The sequence below is a fragment of the Pantoea sp. GL120224-02 genome (assembly GCF_900215395.1).
Taxonomy (GTDB): domain Bacteria; phylum Pseudomonadota; class Gammaproteobacteria; order Enterobacterales; family Enterobacteriaceae; genus Pantoea; species Pantoea communis.
On sequence record NZ_OBEC01000012.1, the window covers coordinates 17,513 to 41,877 of the forward strand.

At 53.3% G+C, this 24,365-nt stretch carries 20 protein-coding genes; 8 read left to right on the forward strand and 12 right to left on the reverse strand.

The features are described 5' to 3' along the window. Window positions 1-58 precede the first annotated feature (58 nt). On the forward strand, window positions 59-577 hold the full coding sequence (gene fabA / locus CRO33_RS19730) for a bifunctional 3-hydroxydecanoyl-ACP dehydratase/trans-2-decenoyl-ACP isomerase (protein WP_034820448.1): 519 nt from the start codon (window positions 59-61) through the stop codon (window positions 575-577). A gap of 66 nt (window positions 578-643) precedes the next feature. Here the strand turns inward: fabA and rmf are convergent, their stop codons facing one another. From rmf to rlmKL, 6 genes are all read right to left on the reverse strand, one after another. After that, window positions 644-811, reverse strand: coding sequence for a ribosome modulation factor (gene rmf / locus CRO33_RS19735; protein WP_007887362.1), 168 nt, complete (start codon window positions 809-811; stop codon window positions 644-646). Window positions 812-1,080: 269 nt separating this feature from the next. Beyond that, window positions 1,081-1,647, reverse strand: a complete 567-nt coding sequence (gene pqiC, locus CRO33_RS19740; protein WP_034820450.1) for a membrane integrity-associated transporter subunit PqiC — start codon at window positions 1,645-1,647, stop codon at window positions 1,081-1,083. Next, on the reverse strand, window positions 1,644-3,287 hold the full coding sequence (pqiB, locus tag CRO33_RS19745; protein WP_097119303.1) for an intermembrane transport protein PqiB: 1,644 nt from the start codon (window positions 3,285-3,287) through the stop codon (window positions 1,644-1,646). The genes pqiC and pqiB overlap by 4 nt, the downstream gene beginning before the upstream one ends. Next, window positions 3,259-4,542, reverse strand: coding sequence for a membrane integrity-associated transporter subunit PqiA (pqiA, locus tag CRO33_RS19750; protein WP_034820456.1), 1,284 nt, complete (start codon window positions 4,540-4,542; stop codon window positions 3,259-3,261). The genes pqiB and pqiA overlap by 29 nt, the downstream gene beginning before the upstream one ends. 16 nt (window positions 4,543-4,558) lie before the next feature. Beyond that, window positions 4,559-6,472, reverse strand: a complete 1,914-nt coding sequence (locus CRO33_RS19755; RefSeq protein WP_097119304.1) for an ABC transporter ATP-binding protein — start codon at window positions 6,470-6,472, stop codon at window positions 4,559-4,561. A 5-nt stretch (window positions 6,473-6,477) separates the two neighbouring features. Further along, on the reverse strand, window positions 6,478-8,595 hold the full coding sequence (gene rlmKL, locus CRO33_RS19760; protein ID WP_097119305.1) for a bifunctional 23S rRNA (guanine(2069)-N(7))-methyltransferase RlmK/23S rRNA (guanine(2445)-N(2))-methyltransferase RlmL: 2,118 nt from the start codon (window positions 8,593-8,595) through the stop codon (window positions 6,478-6,480). Between the two features lie 97 nt (window positions 8,596-8,692). Between rlmKL and CRO33_RS19765 the strand changes: the two genes are divergently transcribed. Continuing rightward, window positions 8,693-9,802, forward strand: coding sequence for a YcbX family protein (locus tag CRO33_RS19765; RefSeq protein ID WP_058959667.1), 1,110 nt, complete (start codon window positions 8,693-8,695; stop codon window positions 9,800-9,802). A 4-nt stretch (window positions 9,803-9,806) separates the two neighbouring features. Here the strand turns inward: CRO33_RS19765 and CRO33_RS19770 are convergent, their stop codons facing one another. From CRO33_RS19770 to CRO33_RS19790, 5 genes are all read right to left on the reverse strand, one after another. Next, entirely contained in the window at window positions 9,807-10,349 is a 543-nt protein-coding gene (locus CRO33_RS19770) for a cell division protein ZapC (RefSeq protein ID WP_034820471.1), read from the reverse strand. A gap of 149 nt (window positions 10,350-10,498) precedes the next feature. Continuing rightward, complete coding sequence (pyrD, locus tag CRO33_RS19775; RefSeq protein WP_034820474.1) at window positions 10,499-11,509, reverse strand: quinone-dependent dihydroorotate dehydrogenase; 1,011 nt, start codon at window positions 11,507-11,509, stop codon at window positions 10,499-10,501. 117 nt (window positions 11,510-11,626) lie between these two features. After that, entirely contained in the window at window positions 11,627-12,628 is a 1,002-nt protein-coding gene (locus tag CRO33_RS19780) for a glycosyltransferase family 2 protein (RefSeq protein ID WP_255253300.1), read from the reverse strand. A 2-nt stretch (window positions 12,629-12,630) separates the two neighbouring features. Continuing rightward, entirely contained in the window at window positions 12,631-14,148 is a 1,518-nt protein-coding gene (locus tag CRO33_RS19785; protein WP_034820480.1) for a lipopolysaccharide biosynthesis protein, read from the reverse strand. Window positions 14,149-14,243: 95 nt separating this feature from the next. Continuing rightward, on the reverse strand, window positions 14,244-15,050 hold the full coding sequence (locus tag CRO33_RS19790; RefSeq protein ID WP_097119307.1) for a hypothetical protein: 807 nt from the start codon (window positions 15,048-15,050) through the stop codon (window positions 14,244-14,246). A 744-nt stretch (window positions 15,051-15,794) separates the two neighbouring features. Between CRO33_RS19790 and ssuE the strand changes: the two genes are divergently transcribed. The 5 genes from ssuE to ssuB are packed head-to-tail and all read left to right on the forward strand — an operon-like array spanning window position 15,795 to window position 20,060. Continuing rightward, complete coding sequence (gene ssuE / locus CRO33_RS19795) at window positions 15,795-16,346, forward strand: NADPH-dependent FMN reductase (protein ID WP_097119308.1); 552 nt, start codon at window positions 15,795-15,797, stop codon at window positions 16,344-16,346. A 10-nt stretch (window positions 16,347-16,356) separates the two neighbouring features. Further along, window positions 16,357-17,316 carry a sulfonate ABC transporter substrate-binding protein gene (locus CRO33_RS19800; protein ID WP_141399038.1) on the forward strand — a complete coding sequence of 320 codons (960 nt, stop codon included), beginning with the start codon at window positions 16,357-16,359 and terminating at the stop codon, window positions 17,314-17,316. 11 nt (window positions 17,317-17,327) lie between these two features. Continuing rightward, window positions 17,328-18,473 carry an FMNH2-dependent alkanesulfonate monooxygenase gene (gene ssuD, locus CRO33_RS19805; RefSeq protein WP_034820486.1) on the forward strand — a complete coding sequence of 382 codons (1,146 nt, stop codon included), beginning with the start codon at window positions 17,328-17,330 and terminating at the stop codon, window positions 18,471-18,473. Window positions 18,474-18,483: 10 nt separating this feature from the next. Continuing rightward, window positions 18,484-19,272 (forward strand): aliphatic sulfonate ABC transporter permease SsuC, encoded by a 789-nt coding sequence (gene ssuC / locus CRO33_RS19810; RefSeq protein ID WP_034820490.1) that lies wholly within the window; start codon window positions 18,484-18,486, stop codon window positions 19,270-19,272. Then, on the forward strand, window positions 19,269-20,060 hold the full coding sequence (gene ssuB, locus CRO33_RS19815) for an aliphatic sulfonates ABC transporter ATP-binding protein (RefSeq protein WP_058959672.1): 792 nt from the start codon (window positions 19,269-19,271) through the stop codon (window positions 20,058-20,060). Before ssuC ends, ssuB begins: the two co-directional genes overlap by 4 nt. Window positions 20,061-20,158: 98 nt before the next feature. Here the strand turns inward: ssuB and pepN are convergent, their stop codons facing one another. Then, a complete protein-coding gene (gene pepN, locus CRO33_RS19820; RefSeq protein WP_097119309.1) occupies window positions 20,159-22,774 on the reverse strand; it encodes an aminopeptidase N in 2,616 nt (871 codons plus the stop codon). A 244-nt stretch (window positions 22,775-23,018) separates the two neighbouring features. Between pepN and pncB the strand changes: the two genes are divergently transcribed. Next, window positions 23,019-24,224: a nicotinate phosphoribosyltransferase gene (gene pncB / locus CRO33_RS19825; protein ID WP_176505803.1), complete on the forward strand. Its 1,206-nt coding sequence runs from the start codon at window positions 23,019-23,021 to the stop codon at window positions 24,222-24,224. The last annotated feature ends 141 nt before the right edge of the window (window positions 24,225-24,365 follow it).

Sequence of the window (24,365 nt, forward strand, 5' to 3'; positions counted from 1 at the left end):
CCAGCGTACAACTGTTCGCTAATATTCGGGCTTCACTAAAAGAAGGCATATTGAGAACATGGTAGATAAACGCGAATCCTATAGCAAAGAAGACCTGGTTGCCTCAGGTCGCGGCGAACTGTTTGGCGAAAATGGACCGCCGCTTCCCTCTGATAACATGTTGATGATGGACCGCGTGGTCATGATGACCGAAGACGGCGGTAAATTTGACAAAGGTTTTGTGGAAGCCGAACTGGATATCCGCCCTGACCTGTGGTTCTTCGATTGCCACTTTAAAGGCGATCCGGTCATGCCAGGCTGCCTCGGCCTTGACGCCATGTGGCAGTTGGTTGGCTTCTACCTCGGCTGGTTAGGCGCTGAAGGTAAAGGCCGCGCACTGGGTGTGGGCGAAGTGAAATTCACCGGTCAGGTACTGCCAACCGCGAAGAAAGTCACTTATAAAATTCACTTCAAGCGCGTGATCAACCGCAAGCTGGTGATGGGCGTGGCTGATGGTGAAGTCTTCGTTGACGGTAACCTGATTTACACCGCGACAGATTTGAAAGTGGGTCTGTTTAAAGACACCTCTGCTTTCTAATTCCCCAAACGAAAACCTCCGCATTCAGCGGAGGTTTCTTCCTTCAATTATGGACATCCGACAGTGCTAGGCCACCGCCGACCTGTCCTCCATGGCTTGACGCCAACCTCCCAACCAGTAAGACCGCGCATCGATCATTTGATAGGGGCATATCTCTTTTGAGCGGCCAGTAATACCCGCTTGATAGCCTCGTGAGTGTGCACGTTCCAGGCGGTCTCTTTTCTGTCTCTTCATGCCTCGATTCCCTCATTTCAGGTCTGGTGGATTCTGGGTGGAAAGAAAGAGTGGCGATATAATGTTCAACCACAGTAATGTTCTAACTCCTGGCAGAAGAAAGATCAATGCGCAAAATTCACGCCAATGTCATCATTTTGACGTTAAAACGACATCTATAATTGTCAATTCCGTGTATATCTGGCTGATTAGACGATAAAAAAAGCCCCTGATTTGATGTCCGTCACACAACGGCAAATCAGGGACTTAGCATAAGCATCGAACAAATCTTAATTTAGCGAAATGACACTTTTTGCGATTTGTTGTGCTGTTTGCTGCCAGCCGATAGCCAGAGTACGCACCAGCGCATCATAGCCATCTTCATTTTGCGGCAGAGTCAGATTAAAGCCATGTTTGATTAAGCGCCCTTGATGTTGCAGGAGCCATTCTCCGCTCACCACAACCTGGCCATCATAGCGACCCTGGAAACCGGTCACATTTACCGTCAAAGTATCGTGGCTCTCACCTAACGGAGCACTGGCAACAATTCGGCCCGGCAGTGCTTTGCTGAGGTTACTGATCAATGTCTGTTGTAGTTGTTGATCCAGCGGACTGGCCCACAAGTTATTGGCAGCAATCACATACTTTACATCGCTGGTTTGATACACCAAACCATTCCCTGCCATATAATCCGGAACCGATACCTGCTCGACCCAAATCATTGGCTGGTTGCCGCTGGATGCGCTGTCTACACGCGCGACATTGCTGCCCGCAGGCAGTTGATAATAGGTGTTTTCGATGGTGCTGCTACAACCTGCCAGGAGCAGCATCGCACCAATAATCAGCCCTTTTTTCACTGTTTCGCCCTCTTTGGCTGGGGATCCTGGCCCGGTTTGGCTTCAAACACCAATGCATTGCTCTTGGTATTGAGCGTTTTCAGCACCGGCTGCAATTCGCGCAGCACCTGGTCAAGTCGCTGCATGTCTCCCACCAGTTTGTTATAAGCCGGTGAACCCGGCTGCAAGCCTTTCATGCTGCGATTCAACTCGCGCAGCGTCTGCTGCATATCTTCTGGCAGCGTTTTCACCGCCGGGCTGGCAGTGATGTGATTGAGGTTATCCAGGGTTTTCTGCAATTGCTGCATCGTACGCTGGCTCTCTTTCAGGGTGCCTGTCGCTTCGGTGATCATCGGGTTCAATGGCAGACCGTTGATCTTATCCAGCGCTGCTGTGAGCTTCTGCTGAATCTGACTTAATCCACCACTGACCGTCGGAATCACCTCCAGGCCCGCAATCTCATTTGGACCTTTATACGCCGGTGCGTTGTCATAGAAGTCCAGATCGATATACAGCGCACCCGATAAGAGGTTACCGGTTTTCAGCGTAGCGCGCAGACCCCGCTTCTTGCCATCCTGCAGATGCTGCTCAAGATTGAAATCTCCGCCCAGACGGCTGATAAAGCGATCCGGTTCGATACGAATCAATATCGGAACACGATAATCGTTATTCAACGCCTGATTGACACCTGGAATGGTGTAAGGCACTTGCGAGACGGTACCCAGACGAATGCCGCGGAACTCAACCGGTGCGCCTACCTGCAAGCCACGAATCGAATCGGTAAAGAACAGCAGGAAATCGGTGTGGGTGGTATATAACGAATCCTGGATGCTGCGCTGATCGTCAAACAGATGGTATTCCGCTTTATTTTCGGCGATTTGCCCCAGCTCCGCGCCATCTGGCACATCAAAACTAACGCCACCGCTAAACAGCGTCGTCAGTGAACCCATTTCCACCCGCATGCCCGAGGCAGACATATCGACGGCGATACCGCTGTCTTTCCAGAAACGGACATTGGTCGTGATCAGACGATCGTACGGAGCGGCGATGAACAGTTGATAGGTCATCATGCGTTTATCGGTATCAAAGGTGCTGGATTCCACCGTACCCACGCGATAGCCACGGAACAGCACCGGATCGCCCGCATTAAGCTGTCCGGCTTTTTTACTGTCGAGTGTGATGCGAATGCCTTTGGCATCCGGCGGTGCCAGAGGTGGCGCATCCAGCAGTTGATAGCGCTCCGGTTGATCGCCCTTCGTACCTGGCTGCAATTCAATATAGGCACCCGAGAGTAATGTGCCGAGACCGGTAATCCCTTCGCGCCCGATTTGCGGTTTCACCACCCAGAATACGCTGTCGCCATGCAACAGTTTTTCCATCCCAGAATTGAGGCGTGCTTTGATCTCCACATGGTGCAGATCGTCAGTTAATACTGCACTTTCCACTACGCCAACATTGACACTGCGGCTCTTAATGGTGGTTTTTCCGGCTTCTATACCCTCAGCGCTTTCGGTGATCAACGTCACCTCCGGACCCTGATGGCTGAAATGATAAAATAAGATCCAGCCACCAATGAATAGCGTGACGATGGGTACGATCCAGACCGGTGACCAGCGTTTAATCTGGTCGACCTTAGCAGTCCCGTGATGGTTGTCCGTCAAGACGCGGCTCCTTTCGTTCAGTTTCCCGTAATCGATCCCAAATCAGGCGCGGATCAAACGTCATCGCTGCAAACATGGTAAGAATCACTACCATGGCAAACAATAGCGCGCCTGGCGCAGGGTAAACACTCATTAGCTGCCCCATCCGCACCAACGCGGATAACACAGCGATGACAAACACATCAATCATTGACCAACGGCCAACAAATTCCACCACCTCATACACCACGTGCATTTTCTCATCATCACGTCGACCGCGACCACTGGCGTGCCAGCAAAGCCAGGCAATCGCCAGCATCTTGAGTGAAGGCACCATGATACTGGCGATAAAGATCACCAGCGCCACTGGCCAGGAACCATCGCTCCACAGCAGAATCACCCCGGCCATAATGTTCGAGGGATACTGCGAGCCAAGCGTTTCGGTGACCATAATCGGCATGATGTTTGAGGGAATGTAGAGCATCACCGAGGTGATCAAAAGTGCCAGCGTCCACTGCAAGCTGTGCTTACGTCGCGGTGCAGCGACCACGCCACAGCGAGGACACTCAGCCTGCCCGACAGATAAGATAGCGGTACAGCAAGGGCAACTGCGCAATCCCTGCTTCAACCCACTGATTCCGGCTTGCGGCACCATAGGCAATGCCGGGAGTGGACCCATGCTCTGCCACACCCATCGCCGATCCACACACTGAAATGCGCGCAGCTGTAATACACAGAATAGACACCACGGCCAGAAACTGCTTCCAAGGCCAATTTCGCCGTAGGCCATCAGCTTCACAAAGCTCACCAGCACGCCTGCCATAAAGATCTCGGCCATGCCCCAACTGCGCAGCTGGAATAAAATACGCGCCAGCCCAAGGCGCAGACTGTGCGGCATACGCACGCGATTCACCAACAGCAGAATGGTGATCATGCAGAATGCGGGAATCCCCTGTACAAACAGCAGAAACAGTGTCGCCAGGCTGCGGTAATCTTCACGATCCATCACCGCGGGAATTTCGAGCAGCGAGATTTGGCTGCTCAGCCCGGCCACATGCATATTGATAAAGGGAAATAGATTCGCCAGCACCAGCATAAACAGTGCCGCGAAAGCGTACCCGGTAGGACGTTTTCGCGGCTCATGCCAGTTAGCGGTCAGCGTGGTATGACAACGTGGGCAGCGCGCGCGACTGCCCACCGGCACGGCAGGCAATTTTACGGTTAAATCACACTGTGGACAGAGCATCCACTGGTGCGCCTGATCCGTTGCACACATACTGACTTCCTCTGTGTTACGCGCCGTTTTTCAGCGCTTCCAACTCTTCCCAGCGCTCAAACGCCACTTCCAGCTCTTTTTCCGTCTGCGCTAACGCATCCAGAACCGGTTGAGTTTTGTCGTGCGGCTGGCTGAAAAAGTCCGGATGGCTCATTTTCGCCTGCAGTTCGCCGATACGTGTTTCCAGTTGCTCCAGTTTTTGCGGCAGCTGTTCCAGTTCACGCGTCAGGTTATAGCTGAGTTTGTTCGCGCTACGTTTTGGCTCCTGATTTTTCTCTGCCGCTTTGGGCGCAGCGGATGCGGTTTTCACCGTAGCGGACTTGGTTTGCTTATAGGCGCTACGCTGCAACTGCGCATCGTGATAGCCGCCGACAAAGGCACCAATCTCACCGTTGCCTTCAAAGATCCAGCATTCGGTCACGGTGTTATCGACGAATTGACGATCGTGGCTCACCAGCATCACGGTGCCCTGATAACCATCCACCAGCTCTTCCAGCAGCTCCAGCGTTTCCACGTCAAGGTCGTTGGTCGGTTCATCGAGAATCAACAGGTTGCTAGGTTTCAGGAACAAACGCGCTAACAGCAGGCGGTTACGCTCACCACCGGATAACGCACGCACTGGCGTCATCGCACGCTTCGGATGGAACAGGAAGTCCTGCAGATAGCCCAGCACATGGCGCGGCTTACCGTTGACCATCACTTCCTGTTTACCTTCCGCGAGGTTATCCATCACGGTACGATCCGGATCCAGTTCAGCACGGTGCTGGTCGAAGTACGCGATCTCCAGCTTAGTCCCGCAGTGTACGCGACCACTGTCCGCTTTTAACTCATCCAGCATCAGACGCAGTAAGGTGGTTTTACCACAGCCGTTCGGGCCAATCAGGGCGATCTTATCGCCGCGCTGCACCTGAGTGGAGAAATCGCGCACCAGCGTTTTGCCATCCACGCTGTAATTGACGTTTTCCATCTCAAATACAATCTTACCTGAGCGAGCGGCTTCGCCGACCTGCATGTTGGCTTTGCCCATCACATCACGGCGTTCTGAACGTTCACGACGCAGCGCTTTTAATGCGCGCACGCGGCCTTCATTACGGGTACGGCGCGCTTTGATGCCCTGGCGAATCCAGACTTCTTCCTGCGCCAGCTTGCGGTCAAACTCCGCGTTCTGCATCTCTTCGACGCGCAGTGCTTCTTCTTTACCCAGCAGGAATTGATCGTAATCGCCCGGCCAGGAAACCAGTTTACCGCGGTCGAGATCGACAATACGCGTCGCCATATTGCGGATAAACGAACGGTCGTGCGAGATAAACACGATGCTGCCGGTAAAGGCCTTGAGGAAGGTTTCCAGCCAGTTGATAGTTTCAATATCGAGGTGGTTAGTCGGTTCATCAAGCATCAGCACGCGTGGATTGCTCACCAGCGCACGGCCCAGCGCGGCTTTACGCAGCCAGCCACCGGAGAGTGAGGAAAGCTCAGTGTCAGCTTCCAGACCAATCTGCTGCAATACGTCATTGATACGGCTATCGAGCTGCCACAAATTCTGATGATCCAGAATGGTTTGCAGTCGACCCATTTCGTTGAGGTTTTTCTCGCTCGGATCTTCCATCACCAGATGAGAAATCGCGTGATAAGCTTTCAGATGCTCAGCCTGCTCCGCAACGCCCTCCGCCACAAAATCGTAGACTGAACCGGTAATGTTGCGCGGTGGGTCCTGTTGCAGGCGCGCCACCACTAAATCTTGTTCGTAAATAATGCGGCCATCATCCAGCGGTTGTTCGCCATTGATGATTTTCATTAATGTGGATTTACCGGCACCGTTACGGCCCACCAGACAGACGCGTTCGCCCTCTTCGATGTGCAGTTCGGTGTTATCCAACAGCGGCGCATCGCTGAATGAGAGGTAAGCGCCATGGATACTGATCAGTGACATAAAACTTATTCCTTACCGGCGTGGCTAACCAGCCAGCAGTTGTGAATTTGACGGTTGCGTGCGAAATCTTGCGACAACGTTTTTTGGGTAATTTCCTGCGCCTGTAAGCCCAGAGCGGCTAAACCGTCCAGGTCCATTTTGAAACCGCGCTTGTTATTCGAGAACATAATGGTGCCACCGCGACGCAGCAGACGTTTCAGATTCTGCATCAGCATCATGTGGTCACGCTGCACGTCAAAATCGTCTTCCATTCGTTTGGAATTCGAGAAAGTCGGCGGATCGATGAAGATCAAATCAAATTGTTCGTCACTGTCACGCAACCAGCTCAGACAATCGGCGTGCATCAGTCGATGCTGACGTCCGGTCAGACCGTTAAGACGCAGGTTGCGCTCGGCCCACTCCAGATAAGTGCGAGACATATCCACGGTGGTGGTGGTTTTCGCGCCGCCTAACCCGGCGTGCACGCTGGCGGTGCCGGTGTAGGCAAACAGGTTAAGAAAGTCTTTACCCGCGCTCATTTTGCCCAGCATTTGGCGGGCCAGACGGTGATCCAGGAACAAACCGGTGTCGAGATAATCGGTCAGATTCACCAGCAGACGCGCGTCAAACTCCTGTACTTCGAAGAAGTCGCCCTTTTCTCCCAGCTTCTGATACTGATTTTTACCCTTCTGACGCTCACGGGTTTTCATCACCAGTCGATTGGCCGGAATCTCCAGCACGCTCAGCGTCGCGCTGATCACATCAAACAGACGCTGACGTGCTTTATTGGCATCCACGGTTTTCGGTGGTGCATATTCCTGAATCACCACCCAGTCGCCGTAGCGGTCTACCGCGACGTTGTATTCCGGCAAGTCGGCATCATACAAGCGATAGCATTCAATGTTGGATTGCTTCGCCCACTTTTCCAGCTTCTTGATGTTCTTACGCAGACGGTTGGCAAAGTCTTCGGCAATTTGCGCGCTACCTTCACCGCTGGTTGCGGCCAGCTGATAGTTTTTCTGCACACATTCCAGTGGGCCGTTTTTGGCTTTGAACTGGCGATCGGCGCGCAGCTGCAGACAGCTCAGCAATTCCGGCGACGCACTAAACAGAGACAGATTCCAGCCGCCGAACTGCTGTTTCATAATGCGTCCCAGCAGGCTGTGCAACGCAATCAACGCGGGTTCGCTTTCCAGACGTTCACCGTAAGGCGGGTTGCTCAGCACGGTGCCGGTGATCTCCTGGCCCGCCAGCGGGTTCTTCAGCTTAATCACATCCTGCTGGGCAAAAGTGAACAGCTCGAACACGCCAGCACGACGCGCATTGGCTCGCGCGGATTCCAGCACGCGGCTGTCATTGTCGTAACCGAAGAAGCGCGCGGTTGTGGCCGCCGTCCCCACACGGGCACGCTCTTTCGCCTCAGCCAGTACTTCCTGCCAGACCGCCTGATTATGGTTTTTCCAGCGGTTGAAACCCCAATGAGTACGCAGCAAGCCCGGCGCGCGATCGGTAGCGATCAGCGCCGCTTCCAGCAGTAAAGTACCAGAACCGCACATCGGATCGATCAATGGCGTGGTGCTCTGCCAACCAGAACGCATCACAATCGCGGCCGCCAGCGTCTCTTTCAGCGGTGCCTGGCCGGTTTGCTGACGATAGCCACGCTGATGCAGCGCATCGCCACTCAGATCCAGTGCGATGCTGACACGATCTTTATTCAGCCACGCATTAATGCGAATGCCAGGCTGTTCACGGTCCACGCTCGGACGCTCCAGATTCTGACGCGTAAAGCTGTCAACGATCGCATCTTTAATACGCAACGCGCCGAACTGGCTGTTACGGATCACCTCATTGGTGCCGCTAAAGTGAATCGCAAAGCTGGTGCTGCTGTCGAACATCTCGGACCAGGGAATGCTCTGCGCGCCCACATACAGGTCGAGATCGCTCCAGACGCCAAATTCTCCCAGCGGCAGCAAAATACGCGAAGCCAGTCGGCTCCACAGCAGGCTTTGGTACATCACACGGTCATCGGCACGGAAGTGGACGCCGCCCTGCACCACCTGCAAATCCTGCGCACCCAGCGCGTCCAGCTCAGTTTTTAACAGCTCTTCGAGCCCACGCGCCGTACTGGCAAACAGAGAATTCATATCGTCACTTTTTACTCTTGCTAAAATTGTTGCGCATTATAGCGAATCAGAGTCCTATGTCATAAAGTTAGCTTCTTTTTGTCCTGTTGGAGTTTCGATGATTACGCTTTCTCGCCTCTATATTCATCCGGTCAAATCGATGCGCGGTTTGCAACTGTCTCATGCACAGGTGCTGGAGAGTGGTCTGGCGTTTGATCGCATCTTCATGGTGACCGAACTGGACGGCACTTTTATTACTGCGCGACAGTATCCGGACATGGTGCGCTTTACTCCTGCGCTGTTACCGGATGGCTTATTTTTAAATGCCCCGGATGGCAGCCAGGCCTTAATTCGCTTCAGCGATTTCACGGCACAATTGTCACCCACTGAAGTGTGGGGGAATCATTTCACCTCGCATATTGCGCCCGCCGAAATCAATGATTGGCTGAGTGAATTCTTTCCGCGTCCGGTGCAATTGCGCTGGACCGGTGTGGCTCCCACGCGACGGGTGAAAAAATTTGATGAGGTATCGCTGAGTTTCGCGGATGGTTTTCCCTTCCTGCTGGTGAATATGTCGTCACTGCAGGATCTGCAGCAGCGTTGCCCGGCCAGCGTTCGCGTTGAGCAATTCCGCCCTAACCTGGTGGTCAGCGGCGCAGCCGCATGGGATGAAGACAGCTGGAAGCAAGTTAAAATCGGCGAGATTGTTTTTGATATGCCCAAGCCCTGCAGCCGCTGTGTATTCACCACCGTGGGTACCGAAAGCGGGCGCAAACATCCCGAAGGTGAACCCCTGGCCACGTTACAACGTTTCCGCAGCGGTCAGGACGGCAGCGGAGATATCGATTTCGGTCTGAATCTGATCGCCCGCAACAGCGGCGTGATCCGCGTCGGCGATGAGCTCACGGTTTTGGCTCGTCAGACACCGCGAGCTTACGGAGCGGGCGCGGTGGTGGAAACCCTCAAACCGGCTGCCAGCCAACAGGCAGAAGTGATCATTGGCTATCAGGGCAGTGAATTTACCGGCGACAACCAGCAAGTGCTACTCGAACAACTGGAGATGCAGGGCTTTCGCATTCCCTACTCGTGTCGTGCCGGGATATGTGGTAGCTGCAAGGTGACGCTGGTATCGGGCGAAGTGAAAGCGCTGAAACAGAGCGCAGTGCGCGCAGACGGAACGATTCTCAGTTGTAGCTGTATTCCCGCAGGCGATATTGTTTTGGCTTAAACGCTTAAACCGCCCGCGCAAAGTGGGCGTTTTGTTCCTGCTGATGCGGCCGCAAACGATCGTTCATGATCTTAATGGCATCGCCTAACTGCATACCTTTACCGGCTACCGATAATGTATTTTGCGCCAGCAGACACAACGCCGCATTTTCGCCACTCTCGACCACCAGCAATTGCGCCTGTTCGCCGCTATCGGCCAGCGTCACGGCTACCATATCGCCTGATGCGGGTTGCCAGCTCTGGGTATGGCTGGTGAAATGCCAACTTTTTGGCATCAGCGGTTTTAAAAAACGACTCGCCACTAATGCGTTTAAGACTAATTCAGCGCGCTGATCGCCTTTTAATCCACTCTGTCGGCAACGCTCTTCAAACGTAAAATACAGGGCAGCGTCATCGACACAAAAACCACTGACATTAAAGGCATCCGGTGTCAGCATTTTACGCGAGAAGCGCGAACGAAATAGCATGCCATCGGCCAAATCCAGCATCATACGATCGTGTTCTGCGTCAAAATACCAACGCCAGTTATCATCAGGTTTGATTTTCATGATGTGCCCTGTGGTTAATCGCTGCGCTAAATGGCGCTCAATGAAAAAATAAAGCTCTAAGGAAAAGCTGAAAAAAACATCAGCAGGACAAAATATAAACGAGCCGAAGGGATAAATAAACCCCCCGGCGCGGGAAAGTGGGAAATGTCTTAGAGATGGGTCACGATATCTTTAATTAAACCTGGGCCTTTATAAATAAAGCCAGAGTATATCTGCACCAATGTGGCCCCTGCGGCCATTTTTTCACGAGCGGAAACCAGTGAATCAATACCACCGACGCCAATAATAGGTAAGCGGCCTTGCAGCTCTTGCGACAAGCGGCGAATCACTTCAGTGCTGCGTGACTGTACCGGACGGCCACTTAATCCACCCATCTCATCGGCATATTTAAGTCCAGCAACTAAAGCACGATCGAGCGTGGTATTCGTGGCAATGACACCGTCAATTTCATGGCGCACCAAACTGTCGGCAACCTGGATCAATTCTTCTTCAGAAAGATCCGGCGCGATCTTCACCGCGACCGGCACATATTTAAGGTGCCGTTCCTGCAGCTCTTTTTGTTTTAATTTGATCGCCGAAAGCAGATCGTCCAGCGCTTCGCCATATTGCAGCGTGCGTAATCCAGGTGTGTTTGGCGATGAAATATTGATGGCGATATAACCGGCATGGGCATACACCTTTTCCATGCAGATCAAATAATCGTCTTTGCCTTGCTCCACTGGCGTATCTTTATTTTTGCCAATATTGATACCGAGGACACCTTTGAAACGCGCTTTTTTAACGTTCTCGACTAAGTGATCGACGCCGTGATTATTAAAGCCCATGCGATTAATAATCCCTTCCGCTTCCACCAGACGGAACATGCGCGGCTTATCATTGCCAGGCTGTGGACGTGGCGTCACCGTCCCGACTTCCACGAAGCCGAAACCCATCGCACCAAAGGCATCAATGCACTCTGCGTTTTTATCGAGGCCTGCAGCAAGCCCCAGCGCGTTAGGGAAAGTCAATCCCATGCAGGTCACCGGGCGTGACGGCAGCGACTGGCGAATCAGTCCTTCCAGCGGCGTTCCGCTGATAAAACGTAATTGTTGAAAGGTGAGTTCGTGCGCACGCTCTGGATCGAGCTTAAACAGCGCCGGCCGGACGATAGGATATAACATGCACTCTCCTGAATGGCGGAAGCGAAGAAGTCGGGTGCACGGAAATTTGTGCGCCAGAATGGTAAAGGCCTCTGGCGCAAAAGTAAATTTAATCAGCAGCGGGAGAATTGATCACGGTCAGCGACGTGCAGAATAGCGCCCGACTTGTTCACGAACATTTTGCAATCCGAGGTAAATCGACGGGCAATACCACAGCAGCTTCAGGCGCGCATCCTGTTGCAGCATCTTACTTACCACTTGATTCACCGGAGCCTGCCATTCATTGGGCACGGTCATGTGATTTTTACGGATTTGCGCGAGACAGCCCTTCATCACCGTCTGGTAGTAATCATCCAACAACAACTCATCAACGGGTTGCTGCTGGTCGCGTAAAAACTGCTCGCTGCTTTGTCGCGCAATGAAGTAATTTTTTACCCACGAAAAGTCACGCGTGCTCTGTGACAATGAACTGAGCATGAAGCGCTTGTAGTAGTAGCTTTGGCTGGTGCAGTAGATTTGACGCGCGGCCATATAGAGCGCAAACATCCAGGGCGCATCTTCATGGTTCTGAATGGGAAGGAACTGCAACGCCAGCTGATCGATTAAACGTCGCGACATGATCGAGCTCCACACCACGCGATGTGCCGACTGGTGTTGCAGCAAAATGTGCAGACTTGCCCTGCCCCCGGGCAATAAACCACTGACATGACGTTGATGAATACGTTGATACTGGCGCTGCGCCACAGGCAGATCAAGAAACATCTTCGCGCCAAAACAGAACAGATCAATCTCCTGATGCCTGGCCTGTACCCGTCGAAAATCAGCAAACAGTTCAGTCGAAACGAAATCATCCGCATCCATGAAATAGACAAAATCACCGGTGGCTGCGGCGAGTCCTTTCATACGCGCGGCGCTGACGCCGCCGCGTTCACCGCTCAGCAGAGTGATCTGCGGATGCGCAGCAGCGAAAGCGGTGAGCCAGGCCACACTGCTATCACTTGAACCGTCATCAATGATAATGATCTCATCGGGCGGTGATGATTGACGTAACAACGAACCCATCGCCTCTGGCAGCCACGGGGCACAGTTCCAGTTTGGCACGATGACAGAAACGGTCGGCACGCGGCGAGATGTCAACATTCTCATCCTCTCTCCTCAACATTGAATAACGGCAAGCGCAGGCGCTTTAGCACCAGGCTATGCAGCAAACAGCACACACCAAGATTGATTGCGCCAATCAGGCCTAACCACAGCAGGTTGATCCAACGGTTTTGATTCCAGTCGATAGGCAAGAAGGTGCTTAACCAGGCCATCAGCGCGGATGCCGCCCAAATCAACATCACATCACGCGTGAGCCAGGTGAAATGCAGACCGGGCGCGAAACGGCGGTGTACCAGCCATGCCCAACCCACTAAATAGAAGATGTTTTGCCCCAGCCACAACCATCCGGTACCCAGCGCGCCAAAATGCATCGCGCACCAGATGTTGAGCGGTACCAAAATCAATGCGAACACGCTGAAGCCTTGCATATGCAATTTGAGATTGCCGTTGATGTATTGCAGGTGATACAGCAGGCCACAGATGGCCTGAATGCCGCTGCCCAGCGCGTAAAGACTGAGCACAAATGACATCTCATCAACAATCTGGGTTTTCTGGGTCCAGGCCCAAAGCAGCGGTCCGGCATAGCAGGCAATGGTGATACTGAGCGGCGCCATAAATATCGCGACGGCCTGAGTAGTATAGCGATAGAGTTTGAGCGCTTCCGCATCGCCTTCATTACGGGTTTTCATGCCGGTCATGCGCGGCACAATCGCCTGCATGATCGGGCTGCTGAGCAGCAGGATGCCGGTAGCCGCGGTCGCCACCACGGTAAACGAACCGTATTGGCTCAGCGGCAGGGTTTTGGACAGGACCAGTCGGTCAATCTGTGAAATAAAGGTCCAGACCGCACTGGAGTAGGCCGCGCTGAGCGCAAAACGAATAAAGGGCCGCAATACTCCTTTCAGGTCATCACGCTTCTCTTTGCGCGCGGAACGTGGGACCAGTTGGCAGGATTTGTAGATACAGCATGCCGCTTCGGCAATCGATACCAGCAATTGCCAGATAAAGAAGGTCAGCACAGGGTTAGGGAAAAACTGAATCACCACCACGGCACCAAAAGTACGCAATGTGGTGATGATCAGGTTAACGCCATTTAGCCAGACCTGATGTTCAAATCCGACAATCACGCTACGATACGGGCTGGTACGCCAGCGTATGGCCGCGGTAATGACCATAATGCCAACCGCAATCACCACATCCCTGGCTGGCAGATGTTGCGCATTTAGCCAATGAGCGGCAATCCACGGCGTGGCAATCCAACCCAGTACCACAAGGATCAGCGTTGAAATCAGAAAGAATCGCGTCAAGGTGGCAAACAGCGCCGGGAACCAGACAAATTCGGCTTGATTGGCACGATAGCGCGCAGCTTCACGCATCAAGGTAGTAGAAACCCCGGCATCCAGCAGTTGTAACCACGTCAATAAAATAGAAAAGAAGCCGACCAGACCGTAGGCTTCCATTCCTAAATGTTGAATATAAAGTGGTACCACCAAAATACCTGACAGCGTCAGATAGATTTGGCCAACATAGTTGGCAATCGCGTTACGTTTAATCGACATAAGTGTTTTGGTGTCAGTTTTTTCTCAAGGAGAATTAGCGTGGCATAAAAAAAGCTCGGCGCACACGGGACTAATTCTTAAAACCAACGTTGGTCTCATACAACAGAGGTTTTTCTGACTTTCATCAGATTGAAATAGATGTCCGGTTGTTTCAACATGAGTTTTTCCATGACACCCTGTGCAGGAAACTGCTCTGAGAAATAGTGAATGGCGTGCCGCACATTATCAGAGAGTTTGTCTGTATGATTTAAGTCCTGCTGAATCAGGTTCAATAATCCGCCCCTTAAATAACTTTGCCGATAAGCATTCCTTTCAGGCAGATAATGCGTCATTCGGGTCAATTTTTCATACTCTTGCATAAACTGTTGATAGCTTAACGTGGCACACTCTTTCTCGTCACTGGCGCTATTTAAGGTATCCAGTACCCAGACGGACTCCGTATTAATCAACCCAGCAAGCATCACATCCCGCATGCGATTCAAAGGTGTTGCGGCGTAAACAAGCGCAACACGCAGGATGACGAGGTAATGTTGGCACCAATGCTGCCCGGTCTGTAACTGCTGAAAGAGTTGTAATGAAGACTGCAATCCCGTTTTAAGGGTGTGCTGAGGGAACAGAGGTTGGATAAAACAGTTTAGCTCAGGACGCTGATCGTTGCATTTAGCGACCTCCAGCAACAGTGCGTCTGCAGGCGTAAAGCCAGCGGTTGCAAACAGTAAGAAGTCATCCTCATTCAAACCTGCAATCCTGTCAGGGTCTGTATTGACCAAATTAAAGCGTTGAGAGGTGATAACCGATTGGAGCTCATAGCAGCGAAGGGTTGAATCTGATATCAGTCGATCTTCTTGCCCTGCGTTCATCGCTGGGCCAGACACATCGTGATCCGGAGAAAAGCGTTCCATATTTTATATCCCCAATAAAAGATGAAAACCTGAACCTTTCCCAATGAAATGCTCAAGTAAAAAAAATAACAGACAAGCTGATGAAGATTTTTAGCGCAATTAATCTCAACAGATTATAAACAGGCTAAGGGCAGAGAATTCATTTTTTATCGGCCTTCCAGACGTCACCCTAATCATAATTGTTAAAACTTTCTGAACCAGGGCTAAAGCATCGAGAATAAAGATAACAATTTTTAGCCAGAACAGAAGTAAGGCATGCCTTGTTTTTAATGTTTGCACGCTTTTGGAAACACTTAATCACGAATCAATCCATTATTTACCAGAGTGCCCCCCCCTCCTGAAATGACTTGCCGCTCAAAAAAAACACTTCGGTCTGTTCGCTCCCCCACTACCCTTTCATTCGTAAAAGAAAAATATTCTTTTATCGTTTGAAAGGTTGATTCATCCTTCATTTTCTCTCTCAAACACTCTATTAATAAGAAACTTCATCCAAATTAATCATTCCCCTGAGTGATACTCACGCCCGTGCTTAAGTGAGAAGCATTCACCTCACTGAGTTTTCAGAATATCCTTAGCCCAGAACACGGCATGCCATTCTCATAAATATCTCTCTCCCGCCTATCCCATATTTCGGCTTAAGTTTGCCAGATAAATCATTTATACCCGTGAGCGCGCTCTGCCAGTATTGAACGTATCAGTTCTCAATTTCAGATAATCAATAACTTTCAGTTATAAGGAGTGACCATGCGAGTTATTACGCTGGCGGGCAGCCCTCGCTTCCCATCGCGCTCTACTGCACTGCTCAGCCTGTGCCAACACGCGTTGGAAGCACGCGGTGTTGAAGTCATTCCCTGGAATATTCACAACTTTCAGGCGGACGATCTGCTCTATGCGCGCTTTGACTCCCCAGCCCTCAACGCGTTGAAAGCCGACCTGGCGCTGGCAGACGGACTGATTGTTGCCACCCCTATTTATAAAGCTTCATTTTCGGGTGCGCTGAAAACCCTGCTTGATTTACTGCCAGAACGTGCCCTGGAACACAAAGTGGTGTTGCCATTGGCCAGCGGCGGTAGTGCATCCCATTTACTGGCCGTGGATTACGCGCTCAAGCCGGTATTGAATGCGCTGAAAGCCCAGGAAGTGCTGCATGGGGTGTTTGCCACCGATACGCAAATAGTGAATTACGACCGCCAGCCAGAGCTGGATCAACAACTGGCCGATCGCATTGATGATGCGCTCGACACCTTCTGGCATGCACTGCATCGTCGCCATCAACCTTACGCTCAAGCGGTATAAAGGAAGAATCATGAAAAGGATGTTTACGGGTTTACTGCTGCCAGCCTTTGCTGCGCTATTTGCCCTGAGTGCCAACGCCGTTGCCGCTGATGCCCCGGCGCAATTGCGTGTGGGGTATCAAAAAGGTTCGGTGAGCATGGTGTTAGCAAAATCTCACCAGATGCTGGAACAACGTTTCCCCCATACCCAGATCAAATGGATTGAATTTCCCGCGGGCCCGCAGATGCTGGAGGCGCTGAATGTCGATAGCATTGATTTAGGCAGCACCGGTGATATTCCACCGCTGTTTGCACAGGCAGCAGGCGCGGATCTGCTGTATGTCGGTTCCGAACCACCGAAACCTCAGGCTGAGGTGATTCTGGTGCCCAAAGACAGCCCGATTAAGCGTGTTGCCGATTTGAAAGGTTATAAAGTGGCCTTTCAGAAGGGCTCCAGTTCACACAACTTATTGTTGCGTGCGCTGGAGCAGGCTGGCCTGAGCTTTAAAGATATCCAGCCCACCTATCTGACCCCCGCCGATGCGCGAGCCGCTTTCCAGCAGGGCGATGTCGATGCCTGGGCTATTTGGGATCCCTACTACTCTGCCGCCTTACTGCAAGGCAACGTGCGCGTACTGGCTGATGGCAGCAAGCTCAACCAGACCGGTTCCTTCTATTTAGCCACACGCAAATATGCCGAAGCCAACGGTCCATTTATCCAGCAAGTGCTGCAAACCTTCAGCGATGCTGACGCGCTCACCCGCAGCCAACGCGAGCAAAGTATTGATCTGCTGGCACAAGCGATGGGCTTACCCAAGCCGGTGATTGCCAGCTATCTCGACCATCGTCCACCCACCACGATTACGCCGGTCAGCGCACATACTGCGCAGGCCCAACAGCAAACGGCCGACCTGTTTTATGCCAATCATTTGATGCCGGTAAAAGTGAACATCACTGACCGCATCTGGCATCCACAGTCCGCCCAGCCATAAGGAATTGAATCATGAGCATATCCGTATTTTGGTTTCTTCCCACCCACGGTGATGGGCACTATCTTGGCACCGCCGAAGGTTCGCGTCCTGTCGATCACGGTTATCTGCAGCAGATTGCTCAGGCCGCCGATCGCCTTGGCTTTGGCGGCGTGCTGATCCCCACCGGCCGCTCCTGCGAAGATGCCTGGCTGGTGGCCGCGTCACTGATTCCGGTGACGCAACGTTTGCGCTTTCTGGTGGCGCTGCGTCCGGGCGTGATTTCACCGACGCAGGCAGCGCGCCAGGCCGCGACGCTGGATCGTCTGTCCAACGGGCGCGCGCTGTTTAACCTGGTCACAGGCGGCGACCCTGAAGAGCTGGCGGGGGACGGCGTGTTCCTCGATCATCGGGAGCGTTATGAAGAATCAGCGGAGTTCACCCGCGTATGGCGTCGCGTTTCAGAAGGTGAAACCGTGGATTACGAGGGTAAACACGTCAAAGTGCGCGGTGCACGCCTGATGTTTAAACCGGTACAACAGCCACGTCCACCGCTGTGGTTTGGCGGTTCATCCGATGCCGCGCAGGATCTCGCCGCTGAGCAGGTCGATGTTTATCTCACCTGGGGCGAGCCTCCGGCATTAGTCAAAGAGAAAATTGATCAAGTGCGTGCCAAAGCGGCGGCACAGGGCCGTAAAGTGCGCTTTGGCATTCGTCTGCACGTCATCGTGCGTGAAACCAATGAAGAAGCCTGGCAGGCAGCGGATCGCCTGATTGCTCATCTTGACGATGCCACTATTGCCAAAGCGCAGGCGGCCTTTGCCCGTACCGATTCTGTCGGACAACAGCGCATGGCTGCGCTGCATGGTGGCCGCCGTGACAAGCTGGAGATCAGCCCGAACCTGTGGGCAGGCGTGGGTTTGGTGCGTGGCGGTGCCGGTACTGCGCTGGTGGGCGATGGCCCAACCGTGGCTGCACGTATGCAGGAGTACAGCGACCTCGGCATCGAGACCTTTATTCTCTCAGGTTATCCGCATCTTGAAGAAGCCTATCGTGTCGGTGAGCTACTGTTCCCACACCTTGATTTGGCCATCCCAGAAGTGCCGAAACCTCGTGTGGTACAAGCGCACGGTGAAGCGGTAGCCAATGATTTCACCCCGCAGAAAGTGTCTCAGAGCTAAGGAGTTCAGGATGGCAAAGTTTCAAAAACAGCTGAGTAATGCCCTACTGCCCTGGGCTTTACCGGTGCTGCTGGTTGCGGTGTGGCAGCTTGCCTCTCAGGTGGGCTGGCTCTCAACACGTATTCTGCCATCACCGGAAAACATCATTATTACGTTCTGGAAGCTGACGGTGAGTGGTGAACTGTGGCAAAACCTCGCCATCAGTGGCTGGCGCGCAGCGATTGGTTTTGCCATTGGCGGCTCGATCGGTTTGGTGCTCGGCTTGATCACCGGCACCTCACGCGTGGGCGAACGTTTGCTGGATACCTCTGTGCAGATGCTGCGCAACGTGCCGCACCTGGCATTAATCCCGCTGGTGATTCTGTGGTTTGGCATCGATGAGTCAGCCAAGATTTTCCTGGTGGCACTCGGCACCTTATTCCCGATTTACCTCAACACTTATCACGGCATCCGTAATATCGATCGTGGTCTGGTGGAGATGGCGCGCAGCTATGGTCTTTCAGGCTGGAGCCTGTTTATTCAGGTGATTCTGCCAGGTGCGCTGCCTTCGATCATGGTGGGCGTACGCTTTGCCCTCGGCCTGATGTGGCTGACGCTGATTGTGGCTGAAACAATCTCGGCCAACTCTGGCATTGGCTATCTGGCGATGAACGCACGCGAATTCCTGCAAACCGATGTGGTGGTGGTCGCCATCATTCTCTATGCGCTGCTCGGCAAACTGGCCGATGTCGCCGCTCAACTGCTGGAGCGCGTATGGCTGCGCTGGCATCCGGCTTATCAATTGAAGGAGAACGCATGAGCAACGCAACTTTGAGCCCGTCGCGTCTGAACAGCGGCACCCCCGTTGGCGTTAACGGCGTCAGTAAGCAGTATGGCGACCGCACCATCCTCAACAATATCAATCTGCATATCCCTGCCGGGCAGTTTGTTGCCGTGGTGGGCCGCAGCGGATGCGGTAAAAGCACCCTGCTGCGCCTGCTGGCGGGACTGGAATCCACTTCGCGCGGTGAGCTGCTGGCAGGCACTGCGCCGTTAGCGCAAGCACGCGAAGACACACGTCTCATGTTCCAGGATGCACGTCTGCTGCCGTGGAAGAAAGTTATCGATAATGTGGGTCTGGGTTTAAAGGGGCGTGAATGGCGGGCTGCCGCACTGGAAGCTCTGGAGGCGGTGGGTTTAGCCGATCGCGCTAACGAGTGGCCAGCGGCACTATCGGGTGGGCAAAAACAGCGCGTGGCGCTGGCTCGCGCGTTGATTCATCGACCCGGTTTGTTGCTGCTGGATGAACCCCTCGGAGCGCTGGATGCACTGACGCGTATTGAGATGCAGGGATTGATTGAATCGCTATGGCAACAACATAACTTCACGGTGTTGCTGGTCACCCACGATGTCAGTGAAGCGGTAGCGATGGCCGATCGTGTATTGCTGATTGAAGAGGGACAGATTGGGCTGGATTTAACCGTGGATCTCGCGCGACCACGTCGCCGCGGATCGGCGCGTCTGGCGGAGCTGGAAGCAGAAGTGCTGGATCGCGTGATGAAGCGCAGTCCGGCAGATCAGCCGCTGAAATTCGCCCAGCAGCGTTAGTCGAAGTCGATACTGCCACTGCCAATCCGGGCAGCGAAGGGAAGTGGCAGCGAGTTCAGCAAAAAAAGCCGCATCATCGTGATGCGGCTTTTACCTTATCAGGCATTCAACGCTTTGGTGATCTTCTCGTACAGATCGCCCGACAGCTTATCCAGCCCTTTCAGGGTTTCCAGCGCCTTGCGCATCAACGCCTGACGATCGGCATCGTAACGCTTCAGACGGATCAATGGCTCGATCATGCGCGCCGCCACCTGCGGATTACGCGTGTTGAGATCGGTCAGCATCTCCACCAGGAACTGATAGCCGCTGCCGTCTTTGGCGTGGAACGCCGCAGGATTGCCGGCAGCAAAAGCCCCAATCAGCGAGCGGATGCGGTTCGGGTTACCCATGGTAAAGGAACGGTGGTTCAGCAGTTCACGCACCTTGCTCAACACGTTGTCCGCCGGGCTGGTGGCCTGCAGCACAAACCATTTGTCCATCACCAGACCATCCTGATGCCAGCGCTCGTCGTAGGCGGCCAGCAAGGCTTCACGGCACGGCAACTGCGCTGACACCGCTGCCGAGAGCGCGGCCAGCGCATCCGTCATGTTGTTGGCTTGATAATACTGCGCCTGTACCAGTTTATCTGCTTGCTCCACATCGGCGAACGCCAGATAGCTCAGGCAGACATTTTTCAATGCACGCTTGCCGATTTCCGCATGCTCAACCTTGTATTCGTGACTCTGATTCGCCAGATACACAGCATACAATTCATCGCTCAGTTCGGTTGCCAGCGCATGCACCAGCGCCGCACGCACCGCAGAAATCGCCAGCGGATCGATCACTTCAAATAGCTCGGCGATTTCATTCTCGCCAGGCAGTGACAAAATCAACGCGGTTAACGCCGGATCGCCCTGCTCTTCCAGTAACACCGCGCGGAAGGCATCCGCCACGTGCAACGGCAGCGACAGCGGTTGTCCCTGCTGATGGCGCGCGACATTCAGACGGATATAAGTCGCCAGCAAACTTTGCGCCGCATCCCAGCGGGAGAAATCGTTGCGGGCGTGGCGCATCAGGAAGGTGAGCTGCGCATCGCTCCATTTATAATCGAGCTTCACGGGCGCCGAGAATTCACGCAGCAGCGAAGGCACTGGCTGGAAGTGCACGTTATCGAAAATAAAGGTCTGGAACTCCTCGGTGACATTCAGCACATGATGCACCGGATGGCCGTTATGCTGCAGCGGAATCACCTTGCCGTCGTTGTCGTACAGTTCGATATCCAGCGGGATATGCAGCGGCAACTTCTCTTTCTGCTCGGCCGTTGGTGGCGTGTGTTGTGTCACGTGCAGCGTGTACTGCTCCAGCTCAGGATTGTAGTCATCACGCACCGTCAGCACCGGTGTACCCGCCTGGCTGTACCAGCGACGGAACTGTGACAAATCAACATTGGAGGCATCTTCCATCGCCTGCACAAAATCGTTGCAGGTGGCCGCACTACCATCGTGACGCTCAAAATAGAGCTGCATGCCTTTCTGGAAATTGGCTTCGCCGAGCAGAGTATGCATCATGCGAATCACTTCAGAGCCTTTTTCGTACACCGTCAGGGTATAGAAGTTGTTCATCTCGATCACCTGATCCGGGCGGATCGGGTGCGCCATTGGGCTGGCATCTTCGGCAAACTGTGCGCCGCGCATCACGCGTACGTTGTCGATGCGGTTAACCGCACGCGAGCCCAGGTCAGAGCTAAACTCCTGGTCGCGGAACACGGTTAGGCCCTCTTTCAGGCTGAGCTGGAACCAGTCACGGCAGGTGACGCGGTTACCGGTCCAGTTATGAAAGTATTCGTGTCCAATCACCGCCTCAATACCGAGATAATCTTTATCAGTGGCGGTCTCGGCTTTCGCCAGCACATATTTGGAGTTGAAGACGTTGAGGCCTTTGTTCTCCATTGCGCCCATATTGAAAAAATCCACCGCGACAATCATAAATATGTCGAGGTCATATTCGAGGTTAAAGCGCTCCTCATCCCATTTCATGCTGGCTTTCAAAGAGGTCATCGCCCAGTCGGCACGATCGAGATTGCCACGATCGACGAAGATCTCCAGCGCCACATCACGGCCGGAACGCGTGGTAAAGCTGTCGCGCAGCACGTCGAAATCGCCCGCCACCAGCGCAAACAGATAGCACGGTTTCGGGAACGGATCCTGCCACTTCACCCAGTGACGACCATCTTCATGACGACCGCTCTCTAATTTATTGCCGTTGGAGAGCAGGAACGGATATTTTGCCGCATCGGCAATGATGGTGGTGGTAAAGCGCGCCAGCACGTCCGGGCGATCCAGATACCAGGTGATATGGCGGAAGCCTTCAGCTTCACACTGGGTACAGAGTGCATCACCCGACTTGTACAACCCTTCCAGCGCGGTGTTGGTATCCGGATGGATGTCATTAATTATGGTCAGGGTAAAGTTGTCGGGCAACTGGCTGATGACCAGCGCGCCCTCTTCTTCACGATAGTGTGACCAGGGATGGCCATCCACCGCCAGCGACACCAGCGTGAGGTCTTCGCCATCCAGACGCAGTTCGGCATCCGCAGCACCGAGACGCTTCACCAGGCTCGCCGCCGTCACGCGTGTGCTGGAGGCATCGAGGTCAAAAGTCAGATCGATATCGGTGATGGTGTAATCCGGCGCACGGTAGTCGTGGCGATATTTGATTTGCGGCTGTTGCGTCATAAGTCCTTCTCGCATCGTTAATATGTTGACCCGTCAAAGTCTAAGCGGGTTGTGCCTTCGTTGCCACGCACAATGCGTGCCTTTGCTGAAAAGGCTACAATTCATTAACAATGGCACAAATGACCCTCGACCTGCCACCCGCAATTATGGTGTGATCGTGGTCATTACTGTTTTATACTCCTGCGTCTTTATGACTTTGTTGACACCGGGCTCTGCTCCGCGGAAGAGGATGCTGAAACGCACCATGACTGGACATGCTTCCCCGATTTTGACCACGCTGCTTGATACCGATGCGTATAAGCTTCATATGCAGCAGGCCGTTTATCATCGTTACTACGATGTCCCGGTAACGGCAGAATTTCGTTGTCGCGGCGATGAATTGCTCGGCCAGTATGCCGATGAAATTCGCGTGCAACTCGATACGCTGCCTTCTCTTGCCCTGAGCGACAACGAATATCACTATCTCAGCGGCTTACCTTTCTTTGAATCCGATTACCTCAACTGGCTGCGTCAATTCCGCTTTGATCCCTCTCAGGTCAGGGTGCGCAATGAGAATGGCCGTTTGTCTATTCAGATCAGCGGGCCATGGCGCGAAGTTATTCTTTGGGAAGTGCCGCTGCTGGCGCTGATCAGTGAAGTGGTGCATCGCCATCGCACACCGGAGATCGGTGTGGAACAAGCGGTCACTCAATTGCAGCAGAAGCTGGTCGATTTCCGTCAGCAGGTGGGCGATCTCGATATGTCTCGCTTCCAGCTGATGGATTTTGGTACCCGTCGCCGCTACTCCAAAGCGGTTCAGGAAGCGATCGTCAGTACGTTAAAAGCGGAATTCCCGTGGTTAGTGGGCACCAGCAATTACGATCTCGCCCGGCGCTTGCAGCTTAATCCGGTGGGCACTCAGGCCCATGAGTGGTTCCAGGCACATCAACAGATCAGCCCGGTGCTGGCGAATAGCCAACGCGCGGCGCTGCAATCCTGGCTGGATGAGTATGATGACCAACTCGGTATCGCGTTGACAGACTGCATCACCATGGATGCCTTCCTGCGTGATTTCGGCCCGGGCTTTGCCCATCGCTATCAGGGTTTGCGCCATGACTCGGGAGATCCCGTGGAGTGGGGTGAAAAAGCCATTGCACACTATCAGCGTCTGGATATCGATCCGAAGAGTAAAACGCTGGTGTTCTCAGATAACCTCAATCTGGATAAAGCGCTGGCGTTATATCGTCACTTTGGTCAACGCGCCAACGTGGTATTTGGCATTGGTACGCGCCTGACCTGCGATATTACTGGCGTCACACCACTGAACATCGTGATTAAGCTGGTGAGCTGCAATGGCAAACCGGTGGCGAAACTCTCTGACAGCCCAGGCAAAACTATCTGCCAGGACAAAGCCTTCGTGCGCGCCCTGCGTAAAGCATTCGACCTCCCGCTGGTGAAAAGAGCCAGCTAATCATGGATGCAGGGTGCCCGCACCCTGCTCTTTCACAACAAATCTCCCTTTTTCCCCTGCAAAATTGCTTGTTTCCTGATGGCTCGCAAGTAACATAGCAAAACCCCGAAATGGGGCTTTTATCCACTTCTATATATAGAG